The sequence below is a fragment of the Aurantimonas marianensis genome, assembly GCF_024195285.1.
GTDB lineage: Bacteria > Pseudomonadota > Alphaproteobacteria > Rhizobiales > Rhizobiaceae > Aurantimonas > Aurantimonas marianensis.
Map to the genome: position 1 here is coordinate 14891 of NZ_JALHBS010000081.1, position 11887 is coordinate 26777.

An 11887-nucleotide genomic window follows, 5' to 3' on the forward strand; every position below is an offset into this window, starting at 1 on the left:
AAAGAGGCCCCATGTCATCCAACAGTCTGAAGATCGCCGTCATCGCCGGTGACGGCATCGGCAAGGAAACCATTCCCGAGGGCCTGCGCGTGCTCGAAGCGGCGGCGTCGAAATTCGACCTCGACCTGCGCTTCGACACCTTCGACTTCGCCTCCTGCGACTACTACGCCAAGCACGGCGAGATGATGCCTGAGGATTGGAAGGCGCAGATCGGCGGGCATGACGCGATCTTCTTCGGCGCCGTCGGCTGGCCGGAGACGGTGCCCGACCACGTCTCGCTCTGGGGTTCGCTGATCAAGTTCCGCCGCGAGTTCGATCAATATGTGAATCTTCGCCCGGTCAAGCTGATGCCGGGCGTCAAGAGCCCGCTCGCCGGCCGCGAGCCGGGCGACATCGACTTCTTCGTCGTGCGCGAGAACACCGAGGGCGAATATTCCTCGGTCGGCGGCCGCATGTTCGAGGGCACCGACCGGGAGTTCGTCACCCAGCAGACGGTGATGAGCCGCGTCGGCGTCGACCGCATCCTGAAATACGCCTTCGATCTCGCCCAGCGCCGCGACAAGAAGCACCTGACTTCGGCGACCAAATCGAACGGCATCTCCATCACCATGCCCTATTGGGACGAGCGGGTGGAGGCGATGGCGAAATCCTATCCCGACGTGCGTTGGGACAAATATCACATCGATATCCTGACGGCGCATTTCGTGCTCAACCCGGACCGGTTCGACGTGGTCGTCGCTTCCAATCTCTTCGGCGACATCCTCTCCGATCTCGGACCGGCCTGCACCGGCACGATCGGCATCGCGCCTTCGGGCAACATCAATCCGGAGCGGAACTTCCCCTCGCTGTTCGAGCCGGTGCATGGCTCCGCGCCCGACATTTTCGGCAAGGGCATCGCCAACCCGGTCGGCCAGATCTGGGCCGGGGCGATGATGCTCGATCATCTCGGCCATGCGGAAGCCGGCGCGGCGATCGTGAGCGCCATCGAGACGGTGCTGGCCGAGGAAAAGCTTAGGACCGGCGACCTGGGCGGCCCGCTCGGCACCGAGGATTGCGGCAAGGCGATCGCCGACGCGCTGGGCTGATACCGGCGAGCCTTTGACGGAAATCGGCCGGCCTCGTCGCGAGGCCGGCCGTTTTGGTTAGACTGGATCGCGGAGAGAGCTTTCGCGCTCCCGTGAGATCAACCGCTCAACGGCGGTCGGGACCACGGCCGTCGTCACCGCCACGGTGATGATATCCGCCTTCGGAACCACCCCCGTGCCCGTGCCCGTGACCGCGGCGCATGTCGCCGCGTCCGCCGCCATGGCCGCGCATCTCCATCCGGCGTTCGGCATGCGCATCGCGCATCATCGAACGAACGATCCCGTGGGCGGCCGTGATCTGCTCGGGGGTCAGCACGCCTTCGACTTCGGCGATCGCGCTCTTCAGAGCTTCGGCGTCGCCGGCCTTGGCGATCGCCCGATCCGCCATGCGGTCGAGCATCCGGAAAGCGCGGAATTGCGGAGCGGCCTGGCCCGCAGTGCTGGTGCTGTCGTCGCTTTCATCCTCCATCACCGCGTCCGAGGCCGCCGTGTCGTCGGTCTCCTCGGCGGTGTCGGTATCGTCCGCCATCGCGGTGTCGGCATCGGAGGTGTCGGTGCCGGCGTTCGGCATCATCATGCCGCGTCCCTGCCCCATGCCCATGCCCATACGCGGCGGCTGCGAGGCGTCAGCGAAGGCGACCACGGCGGCGGTGAATGTGCGCCATGCCTCCATCTGGTCCGGACGGACGCCGATACCGGTCTCGATCGTCGACAGCGCGTCGGCGACGCGCGCCGGCGTAAACATGCGCGCCATCATGCCGGCGTGACGTCCGCCCCCGCCCATGCGTTCCATGCCCTGCATGCCACCCCTACCGCCGTGGCCCTTGAAGTTCTTGCCGCCGCGCTCGCCACGTTGTCCGGACATGCGCGGACCATCGCCGCGGCGCATCGTCGAACCGTCGCGGGAGTCCGAAGCGGCCGCGGCGGAGGGCTGCGATGGGGAGGGGGTCTGCTGGGCAAACGCCGTGCCGGCGGCAGTGCTGGCCATGAGCGCCGCGGCGGCGATGGCGACGAACCGTTTGGGGCGTGACGTGGTGCGATTGTGTAGGTGAGTCATATCGATGTCCTCTGGTTGGATGACGTCTGGACCCTCAATCTAGGTGCCACTTGTTGCCGCGATGCGGCGGAATGTTACGAAAGATCGCCCGGATCCGGAGAGTTGTTGCAGAACGTATCACAGCGCCCAGGGGCAACGTCCCGTTACAAAATTCGCCTCGCGCCGGCGTCACGGAGTCGGCAGTGAGGAGAGCAAGCTGAAGGACGCCCACCGCATGAGCCTGCCGCACATCCTCGTCGTCGATGACGACCCTGAAATCCTGCGCCTGCTGGGAAAGTATCTCGAAGGCCAGGGGTTCCGCTGCTCTCTCGCCGCCAACCGGCGCGCCTGCGAGGAGAAAATCGCCGATTCGCGCGTCGCCCTCGTGGTACTGGATGTCATGCTACCCGATGGTTCCGGCCTCGACATTTGCCGCGACCTGAAGGAGCGGCGGCCGGAGATCGCGATCATCCTCCTCACCGCCCTGAAGGAGGACGTCGACCGGATCATCGGTCTGGAGCTGGGCGCCGATGATTATCTCGGCAAGCCGTTCAACCCGCGCGAACTCGCCGCCCGCATCCGCGCGGTGCTGAGACGCAGTGGTGAGAGCGCCTCGGAGCGTCCGGCGGACCCTGGCCTCTACACCTTCGAGGCCTTCACCGTCGATCCGGAGCGCCGGCTGGTCGGCGCCCCCGATGGTGAGGAGATCGAACTCACCGGCGCCGAATTCGATCTCCTGATGATCTTTCTCGAACGGCCCGGCCGCGTTCTCTCCCGCGATATACTGATGGATCTCCTGCACGGACGGACCGCCGACCCCTTCGACCGCTCCGTCGACGTGACGATGAGCCGGCTGCGGCGCAAGTTCAACGACAACGGCGTCTTCCGGCTGTTCAAGACGGTGCGCAATGGCGGCTATCAGTTTGCCGCGCGGGTCGAACGGCGCGCGGGCGGTCCGTCATGAGATCGCTGCGCTCCCGGCTGGCCATGCTACTTGTCCTCGCCATCGTCGGCGTCGTGGTGATCGCTGCGCTGGTTTCGGTGCAGGTTCTCGAACGGCCCGACCGCGACAGCTTCCGCGCGGCGTTCGTCAATGAGGTGCGCATCGTCGCCACGATCCTCGCGTCCGACCCGGGTGCGGCCGAACGGCTCGGCATCGTCGTCGGCGACGCGCCGGTTCCCGGCAACGGCGTGATGGTTCACGAGGCGCGCCGCATGGCCGAGCGTTTGGCCGGCGAGGGCCTTTCCATTCCGGTTCGCTTGGTCGGCGACATGCGCACGCATACGCCGCAACTCGCCTTCGAGTTCGCGCCGGGGCGCTGGGCCTATCTGCCGCATCCGGGCCTCAGAACGCGCAATTGGCCGGCCTTCGTCTCCTACATGGCCTTGGTCGTTATCGGCGCGGCTGCAGTCTCCCTCTTCGCCGCCACCAAGATGACGCGGCCGCTTCGCATATTGGACGAGGCGGTTTCGACGATCGGTCCGGACGGGCTGCCCGCCCATGTCCCGGAAGACGGCCCGGCCGAGGTCCGCGCCACCGCAGCGGCGCTCAACCGGCTGACCAGCCGCGTGCGCGAGGCGATCGAAAGCCGCATGCGTCTCGTCGCCGCCGCTGGCCACGATTTACGCACGCCGATGACGCGCATGCGCCTGCGCGCCGAATTCCTGCCCGACGAGGAGCGGGAAGTCTGGCTCAAGGATCTGGCCGAGCTCGACCGCATCGCCGACAGCGCCATCCGCCTCGTGCGCGAGGAGGTCGACACCGCGCCCGACGAGCCGATCCGGCTCGATCGGCTGCTGAACGAAATCGCGGCGGAACTGCGCGAGATCGGTCATCCCGTGGACGCGATGCCGGCGGGTGGGCCGCCGCTCCTGGTGGTCGCCCGGCCGCTGGCGCTGAAGCGGGCTTTGCGCAATCTCGTCGACAATGCCGCCATACATGGCGAAGGCGCACGGATCGCGCTGGCCCGCACGGGGGGCGAGGCAGTGATCACCATCACCGACAATGGACCCGGCATACCGAACGAGATGATCGACCGAGCCTTCGAGCCGTTCTTCCGGGTCGATCCCGGTCGCCGCAAGTTCAAACCGGGAGCCGGGCTCGGCATGGCGATCGCCAAGGAAATTATCGAGCAGGCCGGCGGCGCGATCGCTGTGGCCAATCGCGAGACGGGCGGCCTGCGGCAAACCATCCGCCTGCCGCTGGCTACGTAAGGAGAAGGCCCGGCTCGTTCGGTCCATGATGGCGGTGCGTCGCCCGCCGATTGAACCTCTCAGCCCGTCGTCTCCCGCTCGAAGCGCCGTTCGAGTTCGCTATCGAGCGGCCGTGGCGACAGGTCGACCCCCTCCGCGAGCCGGTCGGCGATTCCGGTGAGGGCCGCCACCCGGGCGTACTTCTTGTGGTTGGCGGAAATGACCTGCCATGGCGCGGCCGCGGTGTCGGTGCGCTCGAGCATGTCGTTGACGGCCTCTTCGTACTGGTCCCATTTGTCGCGGTTGCGAAAATCCTCGAAGGAAAGTTTCCACCGCTTCAACGGATCGCGCAGCCGCTTCTCGAACCGCGCCAGCTGCTCGTCCCTGTCGATATAAAGAAACACCTTGGCGATCCGCGTGCCGGCGTCGGTCAGCATCGCCTCGAACTGATTGATCTCCTCATAGGCCCGTCGCCATTCGGGCTCCTCCGCATATCCCTCGACGCGTTCGACCAGAACCCGTCCGTACCAGGAACGGTCGAACACCGCGATCTCGCCCTTCGCCGGCAGCCGCTCCCAGAATCGCGCCAGGTAATGCCGGGCCAGTTCCTCGGCGGACGGTGCTCCGATCGGCCAGACCCGAAAGCCGCGCGGATCCATTACGCTCGCCATCCGCCGGATCGCGCCGCCCTTGCCGGCCGCGTCCCAGCCCTCGAAGACGATGACGGCCTCGTCCTTCGTATGCAGGTAGGCCTGCTGGATCTGGCGGAAGCGCGTCTGCACCGCTTGCAGCCGCGATTCGTACTGATCCTTGGCAATCCTCGTATCCATATCGAGGTCGGACAGCCGCTTGGGCCGGGATTTACGATTGGCCATGGAGCCTCCTCACCTGATCTCGCCGGTCACATAGGGCGGTCGTCTGGCTCCGCGACAAGAACCGCGCCGGGCGGCCGCCGATCTACCGTGCGCCCGACAGTTCGGAGCGGCCCCCGACCGGACACGCGGCGTCTGTCCGAACAGACGTTTCGCTGCGTTAATCGATCGGCTACACAAGCTCCGGCGGCGCGAACGGCTCGTCGACGGATCCGGTTTTCGCCATGCACCCGACCAATCGACTTCTTCTCGGCGGTTTCCTGACGCTGGCGATCGTCATGGGCGTCGGCCGTTTCTACTACACGCCGCTGCTGCCGCTGATGCAGCACGACCACGGCTTCGGCGTCGACGTCGCGGGCCTGATCGCGGCCGCGAATTTCGCCGGCTATCTCGCCGGTTCGCTGCTTGCCAGTTTCGTTCCGCGCGGCGCGCCACGTCTCGCCGCCTTCCGCCTTGGCGTCGTGGCCAGCGTCATGACCACGCTGGCGATGGGGCTCACCGACGAGCTCGGCGCCTGGCTGGTGCTGCGCACCCTCTCCGGGCTCGCCAGCGCCTTCGCGATGATTTCGGCCGCCGGCATGGTCGCCGAGGCGCTGGCCGCGGTCGGCGCCGAGGCACGGCTCGGCTGGGTATTCGGCGGCGTGGGGATCGGCATCGCCGCCTCCGGCCTGCTCGTCCTGTTCGCAGCGCCCTTTCTCGATTCCGCCGGCCTGTGGATCGCCGGCGGCCTGCTGGCGGCCATTTTCGCGCCGGTCGTCCTTGCCGCGGTGCGCGACCGGACTCTGCCGGCGCGGACCGACGCGCCGGACCCGCGGCGCCGCGTGCCTCGCCCGCTGCCCTTCTGGCCGCTGCTGATTAATTACAGTTGCGAGGGGCTGGGCTATTCGGTCTTCGCCACCTTCATCGTGGCGATCGTCAAATCCCGGCCCGGACTGGAGGCGATGGGCGACTGGGTGTGGATCATCGTCGGTCTCGCCGGTCTGCCGAGCTGCCTGATCTGGTCGCGGATCGCCGAACGGATCGGCTTTTCGGCCGCGCTCGCCGCCGCCTACGCGGCGCAGATCGTCGGCGTCCTCCTGCCGGCCGTCAGCAGCTCAGGCATCGCGGCGCTGGTCGCCGCCGTCCTCTTCGGCGGCACTTTCATGGCCATCACCGTCTTGACCATGCCGCTCGGGCGGCACGGTCTCGGCGGCCGCGGCTTTGCCATCCTCACCGCCGGTTTCGGCCTCGGCCAGATGCTCGGCCCGCTCGCCGCCGGCTTTCTCGTCGCCGGCGAGGGTGACTACAATCTGGCTCTGATCGGCTCGGCGGCCATCCTTGCTCTCGGTCTGTCGGCACTCGTGGTCGCGATCAGGCGGCGACCGGAAACACCGGTCGCCGCCTGAACCGGGTCGCCGATCATTCGGCGCCGGCAGCCTCCTTGGCGATCTCGTCGAGGACCGCGTTGATTTCGCCGATAGCGGCTTTGGATTCGTCCGAGCCGATCTCGTCGAGGCGGCGGAAACCGACCGTCACGGTGCCGGCTGTCTCGGCGTTCTCATAGACGAACACGCCGTAGGGGCAGAAGGAAAGATTCATGATGTCCGCCTCCATCGCCTTGCGCGACAGGACGGCGGAACAGAATTGCATGACGTTGGCGTTGCCGTCCTGGAAGAGGGTCTTCTCGGCCCCGACGTCGCCACCGGTGCGCGCCAGCATTTCGCCGACGAACGCCTCGTAATCGATCACATAACCGCGGTTGACGATGGCGTCCGTCAGATCCTGCCGGACCTCGTCGAATGGCGCGTCGGTCTCATAGGAGGTGATGGTCTCCGCCGCGGTAGCTGGCATGGCGGCGAGACCGGCGAACAGAAGCGCGATTGCGCCTCCCTTGATGGCAGTCCGTTTCATTGCAACTCTCCTTCGGTTGAGGTCTCGGGTGTTCACGGGGTCGCGGCGATGTGCTCCGCGACAAGGTCGGCGGCGTCTTCCGCGAAGAAGTCCAGGAACATATGATCGGCCCCCTCGACGGTCTCCAGGCGAATCTTCGTCCCGTCAACGATGGGCGCCAGCCGCTCCGGAAGATCGGTGACCACCTCGTCCTCGCCGCCGGCGATCACCAGAACCGGCATCGAAACGCCCCGCGTCAGCAGCGTCGGTGTGTCCCGCTCAGGGTTCTCCGCGTGATAGGACAATACTGATTGTGCCGCTGCCTTGGTATCAGAGCAGTAGACGAGGCCTGGAACATCAAGTATCTGCCCCGGCTCGGCGGCCTTTGCCTCGGCAAGGACATCCGCCAGCTTCGCGCCGAAGCGCTGTTCGTAGCTTTCCGCCGCGGAGCCATCCTCGGTCGCCGGCGCGATCAGGACGGCGGCCGGAATATCGGCTCGTTCGCCCTGCCGGCTGAGCCAGAGCGCGACCTGCGCGCCGCCGCGACTGTGCCCGAGCGGAACGATCTGCGCGTAGCCCTCGTCGCCGAGCCAGTCGACCCAGGCGCTGATCTCGGCCACCGCGTCCTCATGCCGGTGGGTCGAGGGCTGGTTGCAGTCCCACATGCCTTCCCGTCGATCCTGCCCCAGCGACAGGGTCACGGCGAGCGAGGCGATCTCCCGCTCGGCCAGCGCGCCCTGCAGCGCCTCGATCAGCTCGAGGTCCTTGTGGGCAAACGTGCCGTGGACGAGAAGAACGATCGGCTGACTCGTATCGACATCGTCGGGACGCACGAGATCGCCGGTCAGCGTCAATCCGTCGAAGGGGATCTCGACCGCCGCTGTTTCCGCCGCGCTTGTGGGGGATACGCCGAGCGCCGCCACCGCCAACCCAGCGGCAGCGAGACACGACACGAATGGCCGGCTAGACGCGCCGCCGGTCAAACCACGCGTGAACGCGACTGCCCCGCACCGAATTTTCACGACGAGAGATGAAAGCCCTCCTACCGGAGCGGCACCGTCGACTTGTTTCATAACACCTCCCAGTCGCGTCATCGTGAACCCGATATATTCGCATTCATGAATATCAACGTAGACATCAAGGACCGCTTCGGCAACACTGTCGCCGCAAACGGTGCGCGGATTTGACAGCCGTGTCCCATCGGATCGCAACGGGAGGAATATAAATGAAAATCGCAATGACGCGTTTCGCGGCCCTTGCCGTCCTGGCCTTCATGCTCGCGGCGCCGTTTACCGGCGGTGTGACGGGGGCCCAGGCGGCGGAACCGCACAAGGTTGCGATCCATGTCGATGAGAACGACCCCAAACGGATGAACCTGGCACTGAACAATGTTCAGAACATCAAGGCCTATTACGACGAGAAGGGCGAGGAGGTGACCATCGAGGTGGTTACCTATGGTCCGGGCCTCCACATGCTGCGCGCCGACACCGCGCCGGTGGCCAATCGGATCAAGATGATGTCGATGGAGATCGCCGGTCTGAGCTTCGCCGCCTGCGGCAATACCCGCAAGGCGATGGCCAAGAACGAGGGCAAGGAAATTGCCTTGCTTGAGGACGCCACCGAAGTGCCCTCGGGCGTGGTACGCCTGATCGAATTGCAGGAGGACGGCTACGCCTACGTCCGTCCATAGGTCTTTGAGACTCGGCGGAGCTGAACGCCTCCGCCGAATCTGACCCGCGCCGCGGGTCAGTCCACGCCGCTGTTCTCGAGCGCACCGAGAAAGGCGTCGCACCAGTTCGACGAGGGTCCCGCGAACACCGCCTCGCGCATCGCCCTCCAGCGGCGATCGCGCTCGTCGAAGGGCATCGTCAGCGCGCGCTGCAAGGCCCGCGCGACATCGTCGGTCGAATACGGATTGACGATCAGCGCATCGGGCAATTCGGCCCGTGCGCCGGCGAAGCGCGACAAGACCAGCACGCCGGGATCGTCAGGATCCTGCGCGGCGACGAATTCCTTCGCCACGAGGTTCATGCCGTCGCGTAACGGTGTCACCAGGCAGACGCGGGCGGCGCGATAGATGCCCGCCAGCGCCCGGCGGGTGAAGCCGCGGGTCATGATCTGGATCGGCGTCCAGTCCAGCGTGGCGAACCGGCCGTTGATATGGCCGGCGAGCTCCTCCAGTTCCCGACGCAGCTCGACATAGGCGTCGAGCTCCGAACGGGACAGCGGCGCCACCTGCAGAAACTGTACCTTGCCGCGATTCTCCGGGTAGTCTTCCAGCAGCCGCTCGAAGCCGCGAAAGCGCTCGACCAGCCCCTTGGAATAATCCATCCGGTCGACCCCGACGATCTGCAGTCGGTCGCCGGCGATTTCCCGCAGCATCTCCTCATGCTCGCTGGCCTCGGGCGAGACGGCGAAACGCTCGAAGCCGGGCGCGTCGATGCCGATCGGAAAGGTATCCGCCCTCACGACGCGGTCGCCAACCCGGACCCTGTGGCCTTCCAGTTTTTCGCCACCTAGCTCGCGCAGGCAGAACCCCACGAAGTTGCGCCGGTCGGTATCGGTCTGGAAGCCGACGACATCGTAGGCGAGCATGGCCCGGACAAGGTCGTGGCTGGCCGGCAGCGCCGTGAAGATTTCCGGCGGGCAGAACGGAATGTGCAGGAAGAAGCCGATCTTGCCCTTGAACCCGCTCTGGCGCAGCTCCGAGCCGAGAAAGAAGAAATGATAGTCGTGGACCCAGACCAGATCCTCGTCCTCGATCAGGGGCGCCAGCCGCGCCGCGAAGCGTTGGTTCACCGAGCGATAGGCGCGCTCGGACTGGCGATCGAAGTGCGCAAGATCGAGGCGGTAGTGCAACAGCGGCCACAAGGAGCGGTTGGCGTAGCCGTAGTAAAAACCCTCGAGTTCCTCCTCGGTCATGTCGATGGTGGTCATCGACACCTCGCCCTGGACTTGAGTCTGAGCTTCCTTGAAGGTGCCTTCGTCCGACGTCTCGCCGCTCCAGCCGAACCAGAGCCCGCCGCGCCGTCTGAGCGCATCCGACAGGCCGACGGCAAGACCACCCGCCTTGCCCTCGTCATTCAGTGGACCGACCCGGTTCGAAACCGCAACCAGTCGCCGCTGCCCCTCAGCCATCGTCTCCCTTCCCCTGCCTCCGGTCGGCGGTGCACCGACGTCTCTTCGTTTGCGATTCCGCTGCCAGCCAAGACCGGTGGTCAGGCCGAAGCTGCCAGCCAGCGATGGACCGCGGCGACGCCCGCCAGCCGGAATTCCGCGACGCTGCGCTTGTCCCCGACCTTGACCGAAACGCCGCCGGCGTCGCGCACGTGCTTCAGCGCGAATTCGTCAGTGGTGTCATCCCCGACATAGACGGGAACACGGCCCGCGAAGGGCGCATCCCGCATCATTGCGGCGAGCGCCTTGCCCTTGTCCATGCCGGTCGGATGCACTTCGACGATGTTGTCGCCATTCATGACGTTAAGATCGTGACGGCCTGCCGTCGCCTCGGCCATCGCGCGCTCGGCAACGGCCTTCAGATCCGGCGCCGTGCGATAGTGCAGGACCAGCGCCGTGCCTTTGTCCTCGAGTTTCAGCCGCGGATTGTCCCGCAGCGGCCCGCCAAGCTTTTCGCGCACATCGTCGAGCACCTCCGGGCCCGCGAGCCGTTCCGTCGCTCCGTCCGGGCGCACCCGCCGTTCGAGCCCATGCACGCCGGCCGCCGCAAAGCGCATCGGCGCCAAGAACCGGTCGAGGTCGGCGATCCTGCGGCCGCTCACCACCGCCAGTGCTCCGCCGAGCGCGGCCTGCAGCGCCTCGAGCCGCTCGAGCGCCGCCGGCGCGATGGCGACCGCCTGGGGATCGTCGACAAGTTCGACGAGCGTCCCGTCGAAATCGACGAAGACGGCGTGGCGATGCGGATCGATCAAAGGAGGCAAGGACATGACGATATCACATAGAGCTGCCCTTGTTCGAAGCCAGACATTCCTTCACCGGCAATGTTCCGGCCAACGCTCTTGGAAGCAGCCGGATAAGGGTCGCCCCATCTGCGATTCCGGAAGAATCCAGTCCGTCGGCGCGCTGAAACGCCATCAGCCCCGCCTCTGTCGCGGGACCGAAAATACCGTCGACGGCCAAATCATGTTGGCCGTGATCGAGCAGCGCCGCCTGCAACCATCGCACCGCATCGCCGCGCGCGCCGCGCCGCAGTTCGCTCGGCGCATCTGGCGACCGTAAGATCAGCCGCCGGGCCTCCAGCCACGCCGCGCCGATCTTCTCGTCATAACGGTTGCGGCGATATCCCGGGCCGTTGTAGCGGCGCGCGAAGCCCGCGAGGTCGCCCCCGGCAAGCCGTTTCGCGAGACCGCCGAGCTTGAGAAACCTTGCGGCGATCTCGAACTGGCCGTCGACCGATGCGCGAGCCATGTCGGCGAAAGCCTCCGCGCTCCGGAAACCGAGGCGCTGCCAATGGGCGCCCATCACCTGGCACAATCCCCAGGAGACCGACTGCGCCGCGGCCGCGAAGTCGATCGCCGCCGCCTTGCCGAACAGCCGCCAGCGCGCCGCCTGCGAGGCCGGATTGCGGATTCGACCGGCGCGGGGATCGGCCAGCCCCGCCGCGCGGGCCCGCTGCCGGTCCGCCGGAGCGAGCAGGCGGTCGAAATAATGGCCCTCGAAACGGATCAGCGGTTCGCGCCGCTCGCCTACCCGCCCAAATGCGACGGCGCCGGTCTCGACCAGGGCGACGGCCACCAGCACCGCCGCCTCGACGCCGGTTTCGGCTTCGACACGTCGCGCGGCCACCAACACATCCGCTTCCACCGCCATCGTTT

The 11887-nt window shown here is 66.6% G+C and carries 12 protein-coding genes; 5 read left to right on the forward strand and 7 right to left on the reverse strand.

The window, feature by feature from the left end; all coding sequences use genetic code 11:
* Window positions 1-11: 11 nt before the first annotated feature.
* A complete protein-coding gene (locus MJ956_RS13005) occupies window positions 12-1085 on the forward strand; it encodes a tartrate dehydrogenase (RefSeq protein WP_253964877.1) in 1074 nt (357 codons plus the stop codon).
* A gap of 106 nt (window positions 1086-1191) precedes the next feature.
* Here MJ956_RS13005 and MJ956_RS13010 read toward each other — a convergent pair whose 3' ends face one another.
* A complete protein-coding gene (locus MJ956_RS13010; protein WP_253964878.1) occupies window positions 1192-2142 on the reverse strand; it encodes a hypothetical protein in 951 nt (316 codons plus the stop codon).
* A gap of 214 nt (window positions 2143-2356) precedes the next feature.
* Here MJ956_RS13010 and MJ956_RS13015 point away from each other — a divergent pair, with 214 nt between their 5' ends.
* Window positions 2357-3085, forward strand: coding sequence for a response regulator (locus tag MJ956_RS13015; RefSeq protein WP_253964879.1), 729 nt, complete (start codon window positions 2357-2359; stop codon window positions 3083-3085).
* Window positions 3082-4335, forward strand: coding sequence for an ATP-binding protein (locus tag MJ956_RS13020; RefSeq protein WP_253964880.1), 1254 nt, complete (start codon window positions 3082-3084; stop codon window positions 4333-4335). The genes MJ956_RS13015 and MJ956_RS13020 overlap by 4 nt, the downstream gene beginning before the upstream one ends.
* 59 nt (window positions 4336-4394) lie before the next feature.
* Here the strand turns inward: MJ956_RS13020 and MJ956_RS13025 are convergent, their stop codons facing one another.
* On the reverse strand, window positions 4395-5189 hold the full coding sequence (locus MJ956_RS13025) for a polyphosphate kinase 2 family protein (protein ID WP_253964881.1): 795 nt from the start codon (window positions 5187-5189) through the stop codon (window positions 4395-4397).
* Window positions 5190-5410: 221 nt separating this feature from the next.
* Here MJ956_RS13025 and MJ956_RS13030 point away from each other — a divergent pair, with 221 nt between their 5' ends.
* Entirely contained in the window at window positions 5411-6571 is a 1161-nt protein-coding gene (locus tag MJ956_RS13030) for a YbfB/YjiJ family MFS transporter (protein WP_253964882.1), read from the forward strand.
* Between the two features lie 13 nt (window positions 6572-6584).
* Here MJ956_RS13030 and MJ956_RS13035 read toward each other — a convergent pair whose 3' ends face one another.
* Together MJ956_RS13035 and MJ956_RS13040 are read right to left on the reverse strand one after the other, a co-directional pair.
* Window positions 6585-7076, reverse strand: coding sequence for a DUF302 domain-containing protein (locus MJ956_RS13035; RefSeq protein WP_253964883.1), 492 nt, complete (start codon window positions 7074-7076; stop codon window positions 6585-6587).
* A gap of 32 nt (window positions 7077-7108) precedes the next feature.
* The gene (locus MJ956_RS13040) at window positions 7109-8008 is read right to left on the reverse strand and encodes an alpha/beta hydrolase (protein WP_253964884.1); all 900 of its coding nucleotides are present in this window, start codon (window positions 8006-8008) and stop codon (window positions 7109-7111) included.
* Window positions 8009-8280: 272 nt separating this feature from the next.
* Here MJ956_RS13040 and MJ956_RS13045 point away from each other — a divergent pair, with 272 nt between their 5' ends.
* Complete coding sequence (locus MJ956_RS13045) at window positions 8281-8745, forward strand: DsrE family protein (protein ID WP_253964885.1); 465 nt, start codon at window positions 8281-8283, stop codon at window positions 8743-8745.
* A 56-nt stretch (window positions 8746-8801) separates the two neighbouring features.
* Here MJ956_RS13045 and MJ956_RS13050 read toward each other — a convergent pair whose 3' ends face one another.
* The 3 genes from MJ956_RS13050 to MJ956_RS13060 form a co-directional block, all read right to left on the reverse strand.
* Entirely contained in the window at window positions 8802-10193 is a 1392-nt protein-coding gene (locus tag MJ956_RS13050; RefSeq protein WP_253964886.1) for an alpha,alpha-trehalose-phosphate synthase (UDP-forming), read from the reverse strand.
* An 80-nt stretch (window positions 10194-10273) separates the two neighbouring features.
* Window positions 10274-10999, reverse strand: a complete 726-nt coding sequence (otsB, locus tag MJ956_RS13055) for a trehalose-phosphatase (protein ID WP_253964887.1) — start codon at window positions 10997-10999, stop codon at window positions 10274-10276.
* Between the two features lie 7 nt (window positions 11000-11006).
* A complete protein-coding gene (locus MJ956_RS13060) occupies window positions 11007-11882 on the reverse strand; it encodes an N-acetylmuramidase domain-containing protein (protein ID WP_253964888.1) in 876 nt (291 codons plus the stop codon).
* Window positions 11883-11887 lie beyond the last annotated feature (5 nt).

Bases quoted from the DNA above. Each gene is read 5' to 3' on its own strand.
- MJ956_RS13005 (WP_253964877.1), top strand. From the start codon at position 12: ATGTCATCCAACAGTCTGAAGATCGCCGTCATCGCCGGTGACGGCATC.
- MJ956_RS13010 (WP_253964878.1), bottom strand. From the start codon at position 2,142: ATGACTCACCTACACAATCGCACCACGTCACGCCCCAAACGGTTCGTC.
- MJ956_RS13015 (WP_253964879.1), top strand. From the start codon at position 2,357: ATGAGCCTGCCGCACATCCTCGTCGTCGATGACGACCCTGAAATCCTG.
- MJ956_RS13020 (WP_253964880.1), top strand. From the start codon at position 3,082: ATGAGATCGCTGCGCTCCCGGCTGGCCATGCTACTTGTCCTCGCCATC.
- MJ956_RS13025 (WP_253964881.1), bottom strand. From the start codon at position 5,189: ATGGCCAATCGTAAATCCCGGCCCAAGCGGCTGTCCGACCTCGATATG.
- MJ956_RS13030 (WP_253964882.1), top strand. From the start codon at position 5,411: ATGCACCCGACCAATCGACTTCTTCTCGGCGGTTTCCTGACGCTGGCG.
- MJ956_RS13035 (WP_253964883.1), bottom strand. From the start codon at position 7,076: ATGAAACGGACTGCCATCAAGGGAGGCGCAATCGCGCTTCTGTTCGCC.
- MJ956_RS13045 (WP_253964885.1), top strand. From the start codon at position 8,281: ATGAAAATCGCAATGACGCGTTTCGCGGCCCTTGCCGTCCTGGCCTTC.
- MJ956_RS13050 (WP_253964886.1), bottom strand. From the start codon at position 10,193: ATGGCTGAGGGGCAGCGGCGACTGGTTGCGGTTTCGAACCGGGTCGGT.
- otsB (WP_253964887.1), bottom strand. From the start codon at position 10,999: ATGTCCTTGCCTCCTTTGATCGATCCGCATCGCCACGCCGTCTTCGTC.
- MJ956_RS13060 (WP_253964888.1), bottom strand. From the start codon at position 11,882: ATGGCGGTGGAAGCGGATGTGTTGGTGGCCGCGCGACGTGTCGAAGCC.